Origin of the sequence: Bacillus sp. DTU_2020_1000418_1_SI_GHA_SEK_038 (assembly GCF_032341175.1) — a bacterium.
Classification (GTDB): Bacteria; Bacillota; Bacilli; order Bacillales; family Cytobacillaceae; genus Cytobacillus.
Map to the genome: position 1 here is coordinate 3,386,719 of NZ_CP135435.1, position 18,817 is coordinate 3,405,535.

General features: G+C 37.8%; 21 protein-coding genes. 4 read left to right on the forward strand and 17 right to left on the reverse strand.

The window, feature by feature from the left end; all coding sequences use genetic code 11:
- Nucleotides 1-18 precede the first annotated feature (18 nt).
- The 4 genes from RRV45_RS16940 to RRV45_RS16955 form a co-directional block, all read right to left on the reverse strand.
- Nucleotides 19-1,893: a PTS fructose transporter subunit IIABC gene (locus RRV45_RS16940; RefSeq protein ID WP_315665857.1), complete on the reverse strand. Its 1,875-nt coding sequence runs from the start codon at nucleotides 1,891-1,893 to the stop codon at nucleotides 19-21.
- The gene (gene pfkB / locus RRV45_RS16945) at nucleotides 1,865-2,821 is read right to left on the reverse strand and encodes a 1-phosphofructokinase (RefSeq protein ID WP_315665858.1); all 957 of its coding nucleotides are present in this window, start codon (nucleotides 2,819-2,821) and stop codon (nucleotides 1,865-1,867) included. Before pfkB ends, RRV45_RS16940 begins: the two co-directional genes overlap by 29 nt.
- Nucleotides 2,818-3,570, reverse strand: coding sequence for a DeoR/GlpR family DNA-binding transcription regulator (locus RRV45_RS16950; RefSeq protein WP_315665859.1), 753 nt, complete (start codon nucleotides 3,568-3,570; stop codon nucleotides 2,818-2,820). Before RRV45_RS16950 ends, pfkB begins: the two co-directional genes overlap by 4 nt.
- A 184-nt stretch (nucleotides 3,571-3,754) precedes the next feature.
- Nucleotides 3,755-3,919, reverse strand: a complete 165-nt coding sequence (locus tag RRV45_RS16955; protein ID WP_315665860.1) for a hypothetical protein — start codon at nucleotides 3,917-3,919, stop codon at nucleotides 3,755-3,757.
- A 111-nt stretch (nucleotides 3,920-4,030) separates the two neighbouring features.
- Between RRV45_RS16955 and RRV45_RS16960 the strand changes: the two genes are divergently transcribed.
- Complete coding sequence (locus RRV45_RS16960) at nucleotides 4,031-4,483, forward strand: universal stress protein (protein ID WP_315665861.1); 453 nt, start codon at nucleotides 4,031-4,033, stop codon at nucleotides 4,481-4,483.
- Nucleotides 4,484-4,664: 181 nt separating this feature from the next.
- A complete protein-coding gene (locus RRV45_RS16965; protein WP_315665862.1) occupies nucleotides 4,665-4,931 on the forward strand; it encodes a YciI family protein in 267 nt (88 codons plus the stop codon).
- A 43-nt stretch (nucleotides 4,932-4,974) separates the two neighbouring features.
- Here the strand turns inward: RRV45_RS16965 and argH are convergent, their stop codons facing one another.
- Together argH and RRV45_RS16975 are read right to left on the reverse strand one after the other, a co-directional pair.
- Nucleotides 4,975-6,351, reverse strand: coding sequence for an argininosuccinate lyase (gene argH / locus RRV45_RS16970; RefSeq protein WP_315665863.1), 1,377 nt, complete (start codon nucleotides 6,349-6,351; stop codon nucleotides 4,975-4,977).
- Entirely contained in the window at nucleotides 6,348-7,556 is a 1,209-nt protein-coding gene (locus RRV45_RS16975; RefSeq protein ID WP_315665864.1) for an argininosuccinate synthase, read from the reverse strand. The genes argH and RRV45_RS16975 overlap by 4 nt, the downstream gene beginning before the upstream one ends.
- A 228-nt stretch (nucleotides 7,557-7,784) precedes the next feature.
- On the opposite strand from RRV45_RS16975, the gene RRV45_RS16980 reads away from it, so the two are divergent.
- Nucleotides 7,785-8,099, forward strand: coding sequence for a hypothetical protein (locus RRV45_RS16980; protein ID WP_315665865.1), 315 nt, complete (start codon nucleotides 7,785-7,787; stop codon nucleotides 8,097-8,099).
- A gap of 63 nt (nucleotides 8,100-8,162) precedes the next feature.
- On the opposite strand, the gene RRV45_RS16985 is transcribed toward RRV45_RS16980, so the two are convergent.
- The 10 genes from RRV45_RS16985 to sppA form a co-directional block, all read right to left on the reverse strand.
- Complete coding sequence (locus tag RRV45_RS16985) at nucleotides 8,163-9,086, reverse strand: S41 family peptidase (RefSeq protein WP_315665866.1); 924 nt, start codon at nucleotides 9,084-9,086, stop codon at nucleotides 8,163-8,165.
- Nucleotides 9,087-9,200: 114 nt separating this feature from the next.
- Nucleotides 9,201-9,713: a MogA/MoaB family molybdenum cofactor biosynthesis protein gene (locus RRV45_RS16990; RefSeq protein WP_315665867.1), complete on the reverse strand. Its 513-nt coding sequence runs from the start codon at nucleotides 9,711-9,713 to the stop codon at nucleotides 9,201-9,203.
- Entirely contained in the window at nucleotides 9,710-10,552 is an 843-nt protein-coding gene (locus RRV45_RS16995) for an EcsC family protein (protein ID WP_315665868.1), read from the reverse strand. The genes RRV45_RS16990 and RRV45_RS16995 overlap by 4 nt, the downstream gene beginning before the upstream one ends.
- Before the next feature lie 205 nt (nucleotides 10,553-10,757).
- Nucleotides 10,758-11,948 carry an acetate kinase gene (locus tag RRV45_RS17000; RefSeq protein ID WP_315665869.1) on the reverse strand — a complete coding sequence of 397 codons (1,191 nt, stop codon included), beginning with the start codon at nucleotides 11,946-11,948 and terminating at the stop codon, nucleotides 10,758-10,760.
- A 128-nt stretch (nucleotides 11,949-12,076) separates the two neighbouring features.
- Nucleotides 12,077-13,063, reverse strand: coding sequence for a class I SAM-dependent methyltransferase (locus RRV45_RS17005; protein ID WP_315665870.1), 987 nt, complete (start codon nucleotides 13,061-13,063; stop codon nucleotides 12,077-12,079).
- A gap of 132 nt (nucleotides 13,064-13,195) precedes the next feature.
- Complete coding sequence (tpx, locus tag RRV45_RS17010) at nucleotides 13,196-13,696, reverse strand: thiol peroxidase (RefSeq protein ID WP_315665871.1); 501 nt, start codon at nucleotides 13,694-13,696, stop codon at nucleotides 13,196-13,198.
- A gap of 158 nt (nucleotides 13,697-13,854) precedes the next feature.
- Entirely contained in the window at nucleotides 13,855-14,319 is a 465-nt protein-coding gene (gene ytfJ, locus RRV45_RS17015) for a GerW family sporulation protein (RefSeq protein ID WP_315665872.1), read from the reverse strand.
- Nucleotides 14,320-14,337: 18 nt separating this feature from the next.
- Entirely contained in the window at nucleotides 14,338-15,027 is a 690-nt protein-coding gene (locus tag RRV45_RS17020) for a DUF2953 domain-containing protein (protein ID WP_315665873.1), read from the reverse strand.
- Nucleotides 15,028-15,129: 102 nt separating this feature from the next.
- Nucleotides 15,130-15,519 (reverse strand): RDD family protein, encoded by a 390-nt coding sequence (locus RRV45_RS17025; RefSeq protein WP_410489388.1) that lies wholly within the window; start codon nucleotides 15,517-15,519, stop codon nucleotides 15,130-15,132.
- Between the two features lie 152 nt (nucleotides 15,520-15,671).
- On the reverse strand, nucleotides 15,672-16,682 hold the full coding sequence (sppA, locus tag RRV45_RS17030) for a signal peptide peptidase SppA (RefSeq protein WP_315665875.1): 1,011 nt from the start codon (nucleotides 16,680-16,682) through the stop codon (nucleotides 15,672-15,674).
- A 331-nt stretch (nucleotides 16,683-17,013) separates the two neighbouring features.
- Here sppA and RRV45_RS17035 point away from each other — a divergent pair, with 331 nt between their 5' ends.
- Complete coding sequence (locus RRV45_RS17035; protein ID WP_315665876.1) at nucleotides 17,014-17,814, forward strand: NAD kinase; 801 nt, start codon at nucleotides 17,014-17,016, stop codon at nucleotides 17,812-17,814.
- A gap of 62 nt (nucleotides 17,815-17,876) precedes the next feature.
- Here RRV45_RS17035 and rarD read toward each other — a convergent pair whose 3' ends face one another.
- Complete coding sequence (rarD, locus tag RRV45_RS17040; protein WP_315665877.1) at nucleotides 17,877-18,809, reverse strand: EamA family transporter RarD; 933 nt, start codon at nucleotides 18,807-18,809, stop codon at nucleotides 17,877-17,879.
- Nucleotides 18,810-18,817 lie beyond the last annotated feature (8 nt).

Here is an 18,817-nt window from a genome sequence, read left to right on the forward strand (position 1 = left end):
AGCTATTTTTGTAATATATTAATTTTGTTTAAGTGGATTTTTCAATAAGCCTATTAGTAGTGCGGAAATGAAAGCACCAATAATAATGGCAAGTAAATATAAAAGCCATGAGCCTTCAACGAATGGTACGACAAATACCCCACCATGCGGTGCCCTTAATCCGATATGCGCCATCATTGAGATGGCTCCAGCTACTGCTGAACCTATCATTAGAGAAGGTATTACACGAATTGGATCAGCTGCAGCAAAAGGGATCGCACCTTCTGTTATGAATGACAAGCCCATAATATAATTAGTTTTCCCTGATTCTAGTTCCTGCTTCGTGAATTTTCCTTTAAAAATAGTAGTGGCGAGAGCAATCGCAAGTGGCGGAACCATCCCACCGGCCATAATCGCAGCCATCGATTCGTAAACACCGCTTGCTAGCAGGCCTGTTCCAAAGACATATGCCGCTTTATTTACTGGCCCCCCCATATCAAATGCCATCATTAACCCTAGGATCGCCCCAAGTAATACAGCATTTCCAGTTCCGAGATCTGAAAGCAAATTTGTAATTGCAGTGTTAAGTGCTCCAACAGGTTTATTCACTACGTAGAGCATTAGTATTCCGGTCAAAGCAATGCTAAACAACGGATAAAGTAAAATTGTTTTTATGCCATCAAGGGAAGAAGGCAATCTCGAAAAGGACTTCTTCAAACCAATTACTAAATATCCTGCAAGAAAACCTGCGATAATTCCACCAAGAAATCCAGCCCCTCCGCTTGCAGCCATCATTCCTCCGACAGCACCAGGTGCAAATCCAGGCCGATCAGCAATACTCATCGCAATAAATGCAGCTAGAATAGGAATTATTAATCCAAATGCATTGCCTCCTCCAATTGTCATAAGTGCCTCAGCAATTGGGTGGTAAGAAGGATCATCGGGATTGGATGCATTGTAACCGAACATGAAGGAAATTGCGATTAAAATACCGCCACCTACAACGAATGGCAGCATATTGGAAACACCATTCATTAGATGCTTATAAACCCCAACCTTTTGTTTCGTACTCTTCCCCTCAGGTGAACTGGTATTTTCATTTTTGCTATGATAAATGGGAGCCTCCTGTTTAAGGGCTTTTTCAATCAGCTCTTGTGGTTTGCGAATTCCGTCTGCAACAGCTGTTTGCAGTACATGTTTTCCGCTAAACCGCTCCATTTCTACTTTCGTATCTGCTGCGACAATAATAGCTTCAGCATTTTCAATTTCTTCTTTAGTCAAAACATTTTTTGCGCCACTCGAACCGTTTGTCTCAACTTTAATGTCAACACCCATTTCAGCAGCCTTAGCTTTTAATGAATCGGCTGCCATATAGGTGTGCGCAATCCCTGTAGGGCATGCTGTAACAGCCACGATAAATCGTTTACTTTCTGAGATGCTTGCGTTCTCCTCCTCATCATCCTCATCATAACTATCGATAATAGCCAGAACTTCCTGGGCACTTGCTGCCTCGATTAATTTCTTACGGGCATCATCAATCATTAATATTGAGGATAGACGAGATAGAGCTTCCAAATGTGTATTATTAGCGCCATCTGGTACTGCAATCATAAAGAATAAGTGTGCAGGTTTACCATCAAGCGACTGAAAATCAATACCCTCTGCTGATTTCCCGAAGGCAATCGCCGGCTCCTTAACTGCCTCAGTTTTTGCATGCGGGATCGCTATGCCATCACCAATTCCCGTTGTACTTTGACTCTCCCTTTTTAGAATTGCTTCCTTAAATAAAATTCGGTCATTTAATTTACCTGCTTTATCGAGTGCATCGATTAGACTGTTAATTGCATCCTGCTTTCCAGTTCCGTTTATAGAAAGAAGAATCGTCTCATTTGTTAACAATTCCGTTACTCTCAATTTTGTTCTCCCCTTTTTTTAGTAGGCGGATAGAAACATACGGCAGCAATTCCTCCACCTTTTCTTTTGAACATAGACCAATTGAAAATGCTGTTGCGCTGCCAGAGGCTACGCTATAACGAAATGCTTTTACAATATCCTTCTCTTTTTCAAAAGCTGCCAAAAATCCTGCAACTAATGAATCACCCGCTCCAACTGAACTCTTTACTTCCCCTGTTGGAACTGAAGCAACATAAGCTTCGTCCTTCGTAATTAACACAGCACCTTTTCCTGCAAGTGAAACGATTACATTTTCAGCACCCATACTAATTAGCCTTTGTCCATAAGGAACTACCTCTTCCACATCTGAAAAGGAAGTATTAAATAATTCACCAAGTTCATGATGATTTGGCTTGATTAAAAAAGGTTTATATGGGAGGACTTTTTTTAATAAATCACCTTCAGCATCAACAACAAAGGAAGCCCCGTTATCTGAACAAATCTTCACAAGTTTTTCGTATGTTGTATCCGGCATTGTTGATGGGATGCTTCCCGCAAGGACTAGAAGGTCCCCCCTCGAAAGCTCACTGATTTTTTTTTGAAGAGCCAGCCAATTATCATCAGTAATTGTTGGACCATTTCCGTTAATTTCCGTCTCTTTGTCTGTTTTAATTTTAATATTTATTCTTGTATCTTCTTCTACTTTGATAAAGTTAGTTTTAATGCCTTCTTTTTGCAAATATTCCTCTATATAATTGCCTGTAAATCCACCGATAAATGCAATCGCATGACTGTTTACCCCTATTCTTTTTAACACTCTTGAGACATTAATTCCTTTTCCACCTGGAAATTTCGCTTCATATGCCGTCCGGTTCAACGCCCCTATTTCTACATTCTCAAGCCCGACGATATAATCAACCGATGGATTTAATGTCAATGTGTGTATCATGCTGTCACAACCTTTATCTTTGTTTTGCTAACATATTGTTCTTTATTTTCAATATTTAATTGATCAGTAATAATAGATGCTTGGTGGAGATCAGCTATTTTGGCAAATGAAATTTCCGAAAACTTAGTCTGGTCTGCAAGAACATAAGCTTCCCGAGATATAGTAATAGCCATTTGCTTAATCATTGCTTCCTCCTGGTCTGGGGTCGTAAACCCCGCCTCGGGATGAATCCCATTTACACCCATAAAGCACTTATCAAAACGATAATTTTCAAGACTTGCAATTGCTCCTCTGCCGATGATTGCTTTTGTTTTTGCCTTTGTATACCCTCCAATCAAATAGGTATGGATTTCTTTTGCAAGTAAAGCATCAACATGCGTGATTCCATTTGTTACAACGACAATATCCTTTGTAGATAAAAATGGGATCATCTCTGTTACTGTTGAACCAGCATCCAAAAAAATACAATCACCTCCCTCAACTAAGCTGGCAGCATATTGAGCAATTCTGCGTTTTTCTTGAAGGTTTTTGAATGATTTTTCTGTCATGCTCGGTTCTTGCAGCTTTCCTTGAAGTCTTGCAGCACCACCATGAATTCTTTTCAAAAATTTCTCTTCCTCTAATTGACTAAGATCTCGTCTAATCGTAGATTCAGATGTATTAGTAATTTCAACAAGTTCATTGATCTTAATAACGTTTTTGGCTTTTAAAAGGTTTAATATTACTTGATGGCGTTCAGGTGTTAACAATAGATCACCCCTTAATTCATATTTTTATTAATTTCATTGTACTGAAAACGATTTCAAATATCAATCAATTTCCTTCAAAAACATCCATAATTAATCATTAGCAGGATGCCTTTTCTAGTTTTTAATTATTTTAGGCACAAAAAAAGCTGTCGTTGAAGATTTTGACAGCTTTTGGAGCATTAAATTATATTTTTCCCTCAGTTTCCTTTTCGGCATCTAAATTAAAATTCGCATTCGCCTGATCGATGACACCACTATTATAGGCATCCATAATTTGCTCGCTTACCTCGTTTTGTCCTTCTTCGTTGAAGAAATAATTTGCTTGTGCTTTTGGGTCACGCTTTTCCATCCTTCTAACAGCTCCTTAAAATTAATTTAATGAACTGTCTTATTGTTCGATTTTTTGTTACAGATATACACATTTTGGTATTGTATAATAAAGGAAAAGGAGGAGATATTCATGGGGATGAAATATAAAAATATATTAGTAGCTGTAGACGGTTCAACAGAGGCTGAATGGGCATTTAAAAAAGCAATTGAAGTAGCCAAAAGAAATGATTCACAAATCACTTTAGCCCACATCATCGATACACGGACTTTCTCCACGGTCGAGGCGTATGACCGGACAATTTCCGAAAGAGCAAATATGTTCGCAAAAGAGTTAATGGAAAAGTATAAGAGTGAAGCAATGGAATCAGGAGTTGCAAAGGTAGAGTATGTAATTGATTACGGTTCTCCAAAAGTTATCATTCCAAAGGATATGGCTAAGAAACAAAATGTCGATCTCATTATTTGCGGGGCTACGGGAATGAACGCCATGGAAAGATTCCTAATCGGCAGCGTATCTGAGAACATTGTTCGTTATGCGAAATGTGACGTGCTCGTAGTTCGTACGAGTAAAGAAGAAGAATAAATTTTAATCATGATGCAAGGATCAAATGTCCATGCATCATTTTTTCTGTTTAACACTCCAAATCTTCTACTAGTTTGTTTTTCTCAAGCCCTGCATCTTCTAATTCACCAATAAATTATTTGACTTTTCCAACAATTCTTTCAATAATATAATAAGACTACAGTGGAAGGAGACGATAATAGTGAATTATTTCATCGCCATAATGAAAACCATTAACCCTGCTAAGGACGAGGCCATCCGGAAAGAACATATTGATTATCTGAATGATTTAATTGAAAAAGGAAAAATTATTGCGAAGGGTCCCTTTACTGACCATTCAGGAGGTTTAGTTATTTTTCGTGCGGAATCTATCGAGGAGGCTCAGCAGCTTGCGAACCGTGATCCAGCTGCTATTGAAAAGACTCGAGAATTTATTTTGAAAGAGTGGAAAAGTAACATACATGTATAATAAAAGGAGTGCGGACACGAGCCAGCACTCCTTTTTCTACTTACTAATTCTCTATTATTTCCTTGGCTTTTTCAATTGCAATCATAATTTGCTTAAAGCCTGTTCCACCAGCACTATTCCGTCTCTTCACAGCTGTTACGGGGTCAAGTACCTCATAAATATCATTTTCAAATAATGGATGGGCTGCAACAAATTCTTCTAATGATAAATCAGCTAGAAAACAACCTTTATTTACGCAGGTTAGCACAAGCTTCCCTACAATTTCATGGGCTTCTCTGAAAGGAATCCCCTTGCTTGATAAATAATCAGCAAGCTCCGTTGCATTTGAAAAATCAGTTTTCGTTGCCTTCTCCATTTGATTCGCATTAACTGTCATCGTACGGATCATACCAGCAAAAATCTTAAGGGAGCCTGTTACTGTCTTAACAGTATCGATCATGCCTTCTTTATCCTCTTGCATATCCTTATTGTAAGCAAGCGGAAGTCCTTTTAACACTGTTAATAACCCCATTAAATTCCCGTAAACCCGGCCTGTTTTTCCGCGAATCAACTCAGCCATGTCAGGATTTTTCTTTTGCGGCATGATACTGCTTCCTGTTGCAAAGCTGTCATCAAGCTCGATAAATTTGAATTCTTGGCTGGACCAAAGAATGAATTCTTCACTTAATCTAGATAAGTGCATCATTAAAATCGAACTGCCAGATAAAAACTCTAATATGAAATCACGGTCACTTACAGCATCAAGACTATTTTCGTAAATCCCTTCAAATCCCAGCAATTCTGCACTTAGATGCCGGTCGATTGGGAATGTTGTTCCTGCAAGCGCTCCAGCTCCAAGCGGGGACACATTAATTCTCTTGATACTTTCAGTGAAACGCTCTTTATCACGCTCAAGCATCCAGAAATAAGCCATTAAATGATGGGCAAATGAGATTGGCTGAGCTCTTTGAAGATGAGTATAGCCTGGCATCACTGTTTCAACATTTGCTTCTGCTTGCTCTAATAATGCTTCCTGCATTTCCTCAATCAGCTCAATAATAATTTGAACCTGTTTGCGTAAAAATAGATGCATATCAGTTGCAACCTGATCGTTACGGCTCCTTGCCGTATGAAGCTTTCCGCCAACTGGGCCAACTAATTCCGTTAAATAGCTTTCTAGATTCAAGTGGATATCCTCCAGCTTAACAGAATAAGAAAGTTCATCATTTGCTGCTTTTTCTTTTAACTGTTCAAGGCCGTCTTTAATCTTGTTTGCTTCTGCCTCTGAAATGATTCCGCATTTGGCAAGCATGGTGACATGGGCGATACTGCCTTCAATATCTTCCATAACTAGTTCTTGGTCAAAGGAAATTGATGCACCAAATTCGTCTACCCATTCCTCTGCTGATTTTGTAAAACGACCGCCCCATAGTTTTTTCACACTGTCACCTTCTTGTTTTGCTGGACAATGGTTTGAACCTTTGTCGGTAAGCCCCATAGCTTAATAAAACCAACTGCTGCATTGTGATCAAATTCATCATCAGATGTATAAGTAGCAAGCTTTTCATCGTATAAAGAATATGGAGATTTTCTTCCTTCAACAATAGCATGACCTTTAAATAACTTCACACGAACTGTACCAGTTACAAAAGTTTGAGTTTCTTCTAAGAAAGCAGCTAATGCTTTTCTTAATGGAGAGAACCATAAACCTTCATAGATAAGCTCTGCAATTTTCTTTTCAATATTTGGTTTAAAATGAGCTACTTCTTTCACAAGTGTTAAATCTTCAAGCTCTTTATGTGCTTTAATTAATGTCATTGCTCCTGGGCACTCATACACCTCACGAGATTTAATTCCAACTAGACGGTTTTCCACATGGTCGATACGTCCAACACCGTGTTTTCCAGCTAATGCATTTAATTCTAAAATTAGCTCTGCTAATTTATATTCTTTTCCATTCAAGCTGACAGGAACACCCTTTTCAAAGCCGATTTCAACTACATCTGGTGTGTCAGGTGCATTTTCAAGGCTTGAAGTGAGCTCATACGCTTCTTCAGGCGGTGCAGCCCAAGGGTCTTCGAGAATCCCACACTCATTGCTTCTTCCCCAAAGATTTTGGTCAATTGAAAAAGGAGAATCTAGATTAATAGGAATTGGAATATTCTTTTGTTTGGCATACTCGATCTCTTCCTCACGAGACCATTTCCATTCACGTACAGGTGCTAATACTTCAAGATCTGGATTTAATGCATGAATAGCCACCTCAAAGCGAACTTGGTCATTTCCTTTACCTGTACAACCATGAGCTACAGCTACTGCCCCTTCCTTCTCAGCTACTTCTACAAGCTTTTTCGCAATAAGTGGACGAGAAAGTGCAGATATTAGCGGATAAACACCTTCATATAATGCATGTGCTTGTAGGGCCATTAATGCATATTCATTAGCAAACTCTTCTTTTGCATCAATCACATAGGATTCAACAGCACCAACTGTTAATGCTTTCTGCTGGATGAAGTTTAAATCCTTGCCTTCACCTACATCTAAACAGCAAGCAACTACTGAATAACCTTGCTCTTCCAACCATTTAATTGCTACTGAAGTATCTAAACCGCCTGAATAGGCAAGAACAACTTTTGGATTTGTCATGTTAAAATTCCTCCTGATAGTTATGAATATTTATTCATCAATAGTAATGTTTATTCATTTATAATGATTTATATTATCATAATTTCATCCAAAATCAATACTTTTGCAAAAAAATGTATAAAAATTAATCTGTTTTTTTCTGGGGGGATAGGTATTTATTTGAAAGACATGGAATGAAATTTGGGATTATAGTAGAATGTAAGCATAATAGATATGGAGGATTTCTAAATGGTGGAGTATTTTTCACACAATGAACGGCTTGGCATCTCGATTCCTTCATTTGATCGGGAATGGGACCAATACCCAAATGATATAAAGGAGCATATTTTATATCGATGGGAGAGTATAAGGGGAAGAATTCCTGATCGAATCGCCGAACTTGAGGATTTAATAAATACAAAGCAGGCTCAGCTTAATGATGAAGGAAATTTCATTAAATCTTGCGAACTGAATAGCGAAATTTCTGAGCTCGCCTCTATTATTAACGATTTATGGCTTTGGTATAGGACTCACCAGGACATTTCTGAAAAAGCTCATTTATAAAAACTATGTAAAAACTAAACAGCACCTAACCACTTTTTTCTAAAGGTCTAGGTGCTGTTTTTCTTATTGCTTTTGACTTGCAAGAAAATCTATTGCTGTTTCTAGTTGCTTGGCTTTATCCATAACCTCTATATCAGGGGCTAGCCCATTTTCATCTAATTTCTTCGAATTCGGTCCTTCCATGACCGAACTAATAAAGACCATTCCTGATTCATCGTTAAAGGTTCTTATAGAAAGCCCAATGTTTTTTCCATATGTATGTGTTCCAATTTGGGTTACATGTTCTAAGTTTTCTTTTAAAGAGACGATTAATAATTCCGATGAACTTGCCGTTCGATTGTTTGTTAGAACAACAATGTTTTGAAAGGTAACGGGACTTTTATTATTGGAATAATATTTTTCAGTGTCGTCTCTAGTTTTAAGCTGAAATAAAAGTGTGTCTTTTTTCATAAACATAGTAAGCACCTTCTCAAGCTCTTTAAAACTTCCTCCGGTATTATCCCTTAAATCAATAATTAAATTATCATATTTACTAAATTCCTGTATCAAGGAGGTTAACTCCTTATATGTGCCGCCTTCTTGGAAGGTAGTTAGTTTCAAATAGTATGTCGATTTGTCTATCGGTTTTCCAGCTATTTCTTCAGCCAGATTTTTATTTTCTTCATTATAGCCCTGAAGCCATTCCTTATCTAAAAAGGAGTTAAACTCTTTATTTTTATTGATTTCAAATTTTGCTAACTCCTCAAGGACAAGTGATATTGTAAAATTATCAAAATCTGTCTGTAAATCATCTTCATAGGCATCCCCAAGCCGATCCTTTAATACTTTTTGTAAATTTTCCTCATCATAGTAGTCATAAATAATGTCCTGCTTAAGAGCATTAAGCTTATTCTCCCCTTTTAATATATCTACTAAAAAAAGAATGACAAGGATAGAAAAGAAACTTGCCACCCCTGCTACAATATTTGTCTTTGTCTTTTTTTTCATATAGCTCCCCCGTCAACACAAAAACATTCTCCATTCATTCCATAGCAAAAAGTAGCACAGCTATTAATCCCTCTCTGTGCTACAAAATAAGTATAATTCCATTCCCCTTACCCATTACAAATCCTTTTTCAATTCCCTAACCACATGGCCAAGCTCAGGTAAAATCAGTTTATTCATGGCTAAGCGTACAGCACCAGAAGAGCCTGGTGTTGAAAATACAGCCTTATTTCTAACAACTCCTGCAACGGCCCGAGAAAGAATGGCTGCTGATCCAATATCCTCTTGGTAGCTAAGCATTCTAAATAACTCCCCAAACCCATTAATTTCTTTATCGAACAATTCCTTGACGGTTTCAATCGTTATATCACGGAAGGCGATGCCAGTTCCTCCATTCGTAAGGACGACATCAATGTCTGGATCATCACACCCTTTTAGGACTTCCTTTCGAAGCTCATCTCCATCATCTATTACGATTACATAGTCCTTTACAATATGGCCTTCCTCTTGTAAAAGTTCAATCATTAGCTTCCCGCTTTTATCAGTTTCCTTATTGCGTGTATCACTAACGGTAATCACTTTACAGGTGACCTGCTTCGGAGCTTCCATCTTATGTTCAATTGTACTCAAGTGGATTTTCCCCCTTTCTTATACAAGTATCGATATTGATAATATTTGTGAGCAAACTCGGTTACTTTTCGTGTTAGCTGATAATTTGTACCGGCACCAATAGCTATACTAATTAACGGAAGTCCTTTGATAGACTTATTTCGAAACATGTATATCGCCAAGCCTTTTAATAACTGTTTTACAGGCTGCTCCAACCAAGAGACATTTGCAATTTCCTCTACACCCTCATAAAAATAAAAATCCTGTTCATTGTGCAATTCACTGATTAACTCTTCCCAAGCCCTCATTTGCATGCGTGATGGAAGTGTGGCAGCATGAAATACTTTAAGAGAACTCATCATTTCATAAGGGGTATTTACTTCTATACCATATGTCATCGCAATGAGCTGAACAACTCTCAAATTAATGACAGCCATCGCGGGAATATCTGCACCAAGCATAAGTGAACTTCCTGTCCCAGCTAAGCCACCTTGGGCAAAGGAATATAGCCGGTGGCGGGCAATTTGCTGCTGGGCTATGTATTGAAGCTGATCAATCGTTAATAATTGTAAGTCTCCCACGCTCTCGATTTGTAAATTAAATACTCTGCCTGCCTGCAGGATCCTTTCTTTTGCATCTATTTGCAACTGAGATCCTTGAATTAAGGCGTGAAGATGAAACATCCAATTATCCATTGAAGTAAATACCTGCTGCTGAATATTCTCTGGAAGTAAAGCAAAGGATTTCTCCATATATTTTTCATAAGTTAATTCAAAGTCATTTGATTCATAGTTGTAAAGTTTGTGTTCCCACTCTTGAATTTCGGACCAGACCTTTTGTTCCCGTTCGGTCAATGACATGCAGATTTCCTCCATTCAATATTCTATTTTTATTGGTTGTATTAAACAATATTGCTGACGACAGTTCGCCATATATGCACATGTTCTCTAAGTTATTCGTCCCGAATAAACCCGGTTCACACGCACACATATGGCTAAATCTACAACATCACTAATTTAGCCATTTAATTTAGTATAGCATAACCTAAGTGGGAAATTCTTCTATTTATATATGAGCAAGTCTTACAACATCCCTCGCTATCATCACTTCCTCGTTCGTGGGAATGACTAGCACTTTAACTGGAGAATGTGGGTAGTTGATAAAAGCTTCCTCTCCGCGCACTTTATTAAGTGCAGGATCCCAATAAACTCCCATAAACTCTAAACCTTGAAGAATACGTTCACGAATGACGTCACTATTTTCTCCAATGCCGGCTGTAAAGATAATCGCATCAACGCCAGACATACGTGCCGCATAAGAACCAATGTATTTATGAATTTTATTTGCAAATACTTCTAGTGCTAATTTGGCTCTTTCGTTTCCTTCTGCCGCTTCCATTTCAATATCACGAATATCACTTGAAAATCCGGATAATGCCAGCATTCCGCTCTTTTTGTTTAGAATATCCAGCACATCATCAGCTGTTTTATTAGTTTTTTCCATGATGAATGGGATTAACGCAGGATCAATATTTCCAGAACGGGTTCCCATTGTCACACCAGCTAAAGGAGTAAATCCCATTGAAGTATCAATCGACTTTCCGCCTTTAATTGCTGCAATACTTGCTCCGTTCCCTAGATGGCATGAAATCAAACGCAGCTGACTTAAAGAACGTCCAAGCATGCCGGCAGCACGCTGGGATACATACTTATGAGAGGTGCCATGGAAGCCATATTTTCTAATTCCATATTTTTTATAATATTCATAGGGCAGGCTGTACAAGAAGGAGCTCTCAGGCATAGTTTGATGAAAAGCAGTATCAAACACAGCCACTGCCGGCACCTTTGGCAGAACTTGCTTGAAAGCATTAATTCCTGCAATATTAGCTGGATTATGGAGGGGAGCTAGTTCTGAATATTCTTCAATTTTCGCCTGAACCTCATCTGTAATAATCGCTGAATCTGAAAATTCTTCTCCTCCATGTGCAACTCTATGGCCAATGCCCTCAATTTCATTTAATGAATGAATAATTTTTAACGATGTTAATTTATTTAGCAAAAGAGCAACAGCCGCATCATGATTAGGAATAATCGCTGTTTCCTTTATTTTTTTGCCATTTGCAAATATATTAAATACCCCTGCACTCTGCCCAATTCGCTCTATTAAACCTTTCGTGATAACCTCTTCACTCGGCATGTCAAACAGCTGGAATTTCAATGAAGAACTTCCGGCATTTATCGCTATAATTTTCGCCATCTTTCAACCGCTCCTTTATCTTGGCTCTTATAGGTCTCCCTTATTTTGCACTATAGTCGCTATTAATATCTCTTATTTTCCCATTGAAAACAACATGAAGAAAGAAGCTGGGAAAATCAGCTTCTTTTCTATTTATTTTCTTTATACCATCCATCAATTTTTAACAGTATTTTCTCAACCTCATTTGTTTTGGACAAGCTCGGAAGATTGGCAAGCAGCACTTGCTTTGGCGGCTTTACGCCATCGCCTTTTTTCTGAAGAATAAAAATGCTTTTGGCTGCTTTTTCATTTTTAAAGAGAGAAAGAGGCAGCTGCAATAGCCCTTGGATGTTTGCATGCTTCTTAATAAATCCGTGAAGCTTAGGCGCCTGCTCACTTTCAAATAGACCATTTGGAACGATTAAAAATAAATATCCGCCTTCTTTAACATGACGAATACTCTGTTCAATAAATAAGTGATGAGCATATGTATGGCCTTGATCGGCTTTTATTTCATAGTCTGCTGCTCTCAGGTCGTTCGGATAATACCCAACAGGCAGATCACTTACGATAGCATCAGCCTCATCTATAAATAATGGCTCCAAACTATCTTGATTGAAAAGTCGAAGTGGATGCTGCTGTAAATTGGCGTTTACATAACTAAGCCTTATTAAAATATCATCGATATCAATCCCAGTAGCATGAATTGATTTATTTGGCTGCTGATTGATTACAGTCGTTAAAAGGTTGCCAGTTCCAACTGCAGGATCAAGTAATCGGTATTCATTGTTCTGCACAAACTTATTTACAAGATAGCCAATTAGCAGTCCAACAGCATCTGGTGTCATCTGGTGATTGGGCTGTATCATCTCGTTCATCCCTTTAAGTATCGCGAGCTGAAAGGACTTCCGAATTTCTTCCTTAGTAAAATGGTCCATTTGAATTGATTCATAGCCTTTTTTTAACCTTTTTGCCGTTAATTCACTTAACTCTTCCTGTATGATACTTTCATGAAACATATTTTCCCCTGTTTCAGCTAATGCTTCTAAATATGTACAAGACAGCTCTTCTTTTATCATTATTGCTGTTTCATTAAAAACTGTAAACAATTCCTCAACCGGAGTCGTTTTATTCATTATAAATCCTCCCGATTCTTTCTCTGTCCTATTGTACAGACCTTTTTGCAGATTAACAAGATTAAGCAAAGTAAAGCAAAAGCGCCCTAGATTATCCAGGGCGCTTTCTGTTATACACTTTCAAAATTTCTACTACCTCGCTGCCTTTGCAGCTTCTACCGCAGCTTCATAGTTTGGATGGTCAGTTGCTTCGCTCACATATTCTGCGTAGGTAACTGTGTCATTTGAGTCTACTACAAATACTGCGCGAGCTAATAGACGCAGTTCCTGAATTGCAACCCCGTATGCTTCACCGAAGGAAAGGTCGCGATGATCAGAAAGAGTTTGAACATTTTCAATTCCTGCTGCTGCACACCAGCGTTTTTGTGCGAAAGGAAGGTCTACGCTAACAGTTAAAATCTTTACATTATCTAATTTCGAAGCTTCTTCATTAAAACGGCGAGTTTGTGCGTCACATACTCCTGTATCAATGGAAGGAACGACACTGATTAAACGAACTTGGCCTTTAGAGTCTGCCAAAGTCACAGCTGATAAATCATTGGCAAGAACCTTAAATTCAGGAGCTTTATCTCCTACTTTCACTTCATTTCCTAAAAGTGTTACTGCGTTTCCTTTAAAAGTAATATTTGCCATCTTATTCATCTCCTTAAACAATATATGTACATTGTAAATATATCCTCTTAACTAAAGATTTGCAATTTTATTGACTTTATTTATTCCTTACTTTAACCATTAAATGTAGCCAAAAAAAAGTTAACCTTCCTGAAATTTCGGAAAGTTAACTATGTGAACTAAATATTTAAATCCTGCTTTGGCCCGTCATATTCATTTGTTTGGGTTTGATTGTTGCTTCCCTGGTTATTCTTGTTATTAAACATTTGCTGAATTTTGTCTACTGCCTGAGGAGCAAGATCGAGTATTCGCTCGTATAAATGAGTACTTTCATCAAGGTGAACCATCTTCACTCCGTTTGAATTTACGATAAGAAAGGCAATTGGTGTAATGGAGACTCCCCCGCCGCTTCCTCCCCCGAATGGATGACCGCCAGATTGTCCCTGCCCGCCGCCATTTGATTGTCCTTCTAGCTTAAATTCGCTCCCGCCAGCTGCGAAACCGAATCCAACCTTTGAAACAGTTAAAATCACACTGCCATCTGGTGTTTCAACAGGGTCACCGATTATTGTATTAACATCAATCATTTCTTTCAGATTTTCCATGGCAGTTGTCATTAGTCCTTGAATTGGATGCTCAGACATATACTGCGCCCCCCTTTTCTATATTGATTTGGTTTTATTATTAGATAAGGCAGATAAGGGCTTTGATTTAAAATTAGGTCTTCCGCCTTTCCAATATTTAAGCAATTTTATTCCTGCTAACATAGCATGTCCGATTCGAAAATAAATAATACATGAAATGGTTGTCTTGGATAATGCAAATTGAAATTGAGGAGTAATGCTTAAGATAGGACTAGCCTTAAGCTTCATATAGTGACTGATTATGCCTACAATACTCCCTTTAATGGCCCAAAATGCACCTGTAAGCATTCCTGTGTAAGCAGCATCTCCAACCCCTATAGCTGTGTGCCATTCCACCTTTTGGATCGTAACCTTTCTCAGAAACTTCTTAATAATTTTATGAAGGGATACTACTTTTCTAAGTAGCTCTTTCATATCATGGAAACTATTTAGCAGATCATCAGCATCAAATTGTTTCGTATCTTTCTTAACCGATTGATCTTTCGTACCCTTCTTTTGTTTAACCACAATAGTTGGTGAATTATCATCAATTTTAATTAGCGGAAGTTCTACTTTATATCTAATCAGACCGAACCAGGCCCTGAATTCAACTTTTAAATGATCATCATCATTATGATGGTCATAATGAAAATAAACCTTTAATTTCGTAATAAGAATGATAATAAAAATAATGACTAGTATCCCAAATGCAATAAGAATCCATTTCAAAATCGAGTCACAACCTTTCAGCCTATTATTATTTCCGCCAAAAGGAAAAATAAACCTGCAGGCTTTAAACAGCCATGCAGGTTTATTTAAGGATATTCAACATTATTTTTCATGAATAACAGTCGTGTCTGTAAAAAGATCATGCAGTCCTTGTTTTTTTGGTAAAAAAGCAACAATTATGTACCCAATCATAATCGTAGCTGAAATGAATCTTCCAATCCATTCTCTAAAGAGAATTGTACCCCATGTTAGTTTTTTTCCCTTTAAATCAACTACCTTTAAGCCAAATGCCATTTTTCCTAACGTTTGATTAAAGAATCGCGTCATTAGAACAAAATAAGCATAAAACGTAATTGCAGTTGCAATCGAAATCGGCGCAAAGGTATTAAATTCTGTAAGCGGAATATCTAATAATCGAAAGATAGGATTGATCAGGATGCGATCAATACTGCCAATGACAATTAAGTCCAGCAAATAAGCCCAGAATCTCATCCAGAAGCCAGCAAAGCGAACGGAAACAGGCTGGCCCTTTTGCTCATTTATATTTTGATTGTCCTCTGATTCAGGCTTTTTCAACACTGGTTCTTCGCTGTTTCTATTATTTACATTCAATTCCTCATCAAATTCATTCATCTTTGCACCTCCTATTCTGCATATAAATACATGAGACGCGGTGAATTAGGCTGTGATAAAAGCTTCATCAGCCCCGCCATTTCGATATCATTGCCCATAAGCTTTTGTGCTCCCATGCTAAATATTGAACCAAAACCAAGGTTTTCAGTATATCTCACAACCTGTGCACCCTTTAGTTTATGATCCTGTTTAAGGGTTTCAATGACATCATCCAAGTAGCCAAATCCATCAATTAAGTTTAATTCCTGCGCTTGTCTTCCGTCATATATTCTGCCATCAGCAATTTCTTTTACTTGGGCAACAGGAATATTTCGTCCTTCAGAAATGACCTTTACAAATCCTTCATAGGAATTATCGATCATTTTTTGAAGGATTTCTCTTTCTTCGGCTGTCATTTCTCTTGAAGGACTCATGATGTCCTTATATGGCCCGCTTTTAATAGTAACAAAGTCAACACCATACTTTTCGGCTAAGCCAGCATAATTGACACCTTGCATGATGACTCCTAAAGAACCAGTTAACGTTTCAGGGCTAGCGAAAATTTTATCAGCCGGCGCTGAAATATAATATCCGCCTGAAGCCGCCATAGATCCCATTGAAACATAAACTGGCTTCTTCGTTTCCGACTGGATTTCTTTGATCTTATCATGTATTTCTGCACTTTCAACGACCCCGCCCCCAGGAGTGTTGACCCGTATGACAACTGCCTTTACCGTTGAATCGTCCTTAATCTGCTCAAGCTTCTTCATAAAACTCTTATGGTTGTAGCCTGCAGATGTAAAAATAGAAGTCGCTTCTCCTGTATCTTGAATCACTCCATCTAAATCAAGGACAACAATTTTCTTCATTTGATTGCCCTCATCCATTATTTCTTCAACAAAACCGGCATTGCTTGAAGCAAATAAATCAGTAATGGAAGTCTCAAAGTCTTTAAATGCCAGTCCCGTTAAAAAATTCGTCACAATTGAAAAAACAAATAATACACCCGCAATCCCTAATGCGGCCCATCGTTTACCAGTCATTGATTAATCCTCCCCTTAATTGAAATGCGGAAGCGCCTTGGTCACCCCCGACAAGCACAAGACGAGCCTCCCAGAAAGGTGTTCTTTACCTTTTTGGGAGGATTGGCTTGTGACCTCGAGGGGGTAGGCGCTGTAGCTAGACAGTTCTCGAATTCGAAAAAGCTAATTTTTTTCATTATCTTTATACAATCCAGTCTTTCATACGTATAAAACTTTAAAAACGTTTCAAAAAAGTGTAAACTGAGTCGAGAAACATTACCTATCATACCAAATTTTTCAATGCTATTGTTTAATATGAACTTAATTATCTCTATTTTTTGGAGGAATACACATGACTACTCGTAGAAACGTCTTTTTTTATTATAATAATAATTCTGAAATGAGAGAAAGGGTTGAACCCCTTTATGAGCTTGCACAAGCCCATCACTTCAATGTTGTTACGGATTACAAAAAAGCAAACTTAATTGCAAGCATTGGCGGTGATGGTGCGTTTTTGCAGGCTGTTCGGAAAACAGGCTTTAGAGATGATTGTTTATATGTCGGAATATCTACCTTGGATAGTCCTAGTCTGTATTGCGACTTCCATATTGATTATTCAGATCAAATGAGTGAAGCGATGACAAATGAAAAGATTGAAGTCCGCCGATATCCAACTATTGAGGTATCTGTTGATGACCAAACCTCCTTCTATTGTTTAAACGAATTCAGCATACGCTCAGCCATTATTAAAACATTTGTATTAGATGTGTTTATTGATGATTTTCATTTCGAAACGTTCCGAGGCGATGGAATGGTTGTGGCAACGCCGACAGGGAGTACTGCATATAATAAATCATTAAGGGGTTCAATTGTAGACCCGCTTCTTCCTTGTTTGCAAGTCAGTGAAATGGCTTCCTTAAATAATAACCGCTACCGGACACTTGGTTCGTCCTTTATTCTAAGCGGCGACAGAAAATTAACATTTGGGGTTGTGCAGGACGGGAATGATCATCCTACAATGGCAATGGACAATGAGGCATTAAGCATTCAGCACGTAGAGAAAGTTGATATTAAACTTAGTGGTAAAATCATAAAAACAGTCAAATTAAAAGATAATTCATTTTGGGAAAAGGTACAGAGAACATTTTTATAAAGAAAATTTGAGGAGCTGCCCCCATGAACAGCTCCTCAAAAATATTATTTTTCTTATTACTCTTAAACTCCTAAACTATTTCCCTTATTTCTTTTTGAATTAAATAAAACAAAAAGCTTTGTCTTAGATAATGAATAAATTGTAATCGCAGACCAAATAAAGATAAATGAAATTAAATGTATTTTCGTAAAATGCTCATGATAAACGAATACGCCGAGAATCAATGAAATAGTAGGTGCAATGAATTGTAAGAATCCCATAGTGGACATCGGTATTTTTTGAGCGCCCTTCGCAAAATATAAGAGCGGGATTGCTGTAGCCGCTCCAGCTCCAATCAGGAGTATATCAGTTCCAATTGATACAGATAAGAACGATTGCGTCCCTTTTACGAAAAGAACGGCCATATAAACAAATGCTATTGGGGTTACCACTAGTGTTTCTAGAGCCAACCCAATAGAGGAATCTACCTTTATCATCTTTTTGGATAGTCCATAAAGGCCAAAAGAAAAAGCAAGAAGAATAGATATCCATGGAAAGCTTCCATAAGAAATAGTCAGAACAAGAACGCCAATTGTCGCTAACGCAAAAGAAAGATACTGTGCGTACGATAATCTTTCCCTAAAAACAATCATCCCCAATAATACACTAACCAATGGATTTATATAGTAACCAAGGCTAGCTTCAATAATCTGATCTGTATTAACTGCCCATATGTAAATAAACCAGTTACAGCTTATTAACATAGACGCTATAATAAGTGCAGATAATTGTTTTTTATTCGTACGGAAGTTTTTCAGTATTTGAAGAAATTCTTCCCACTTTTTTGTTACAAGCAGAACACCGACCACAAAGAAAAAGGACCAGAAAATTCTGTTGACCAAAATTTCGTCCGCGTTTACTTGATGTAGAAGCTTCCAATAAATCGGCAATAATCCCCAAATGATGTAGGAAAAGCCAACATAAAAGACACCTATCTTTATATCATTATTTTTCATTTTTATTC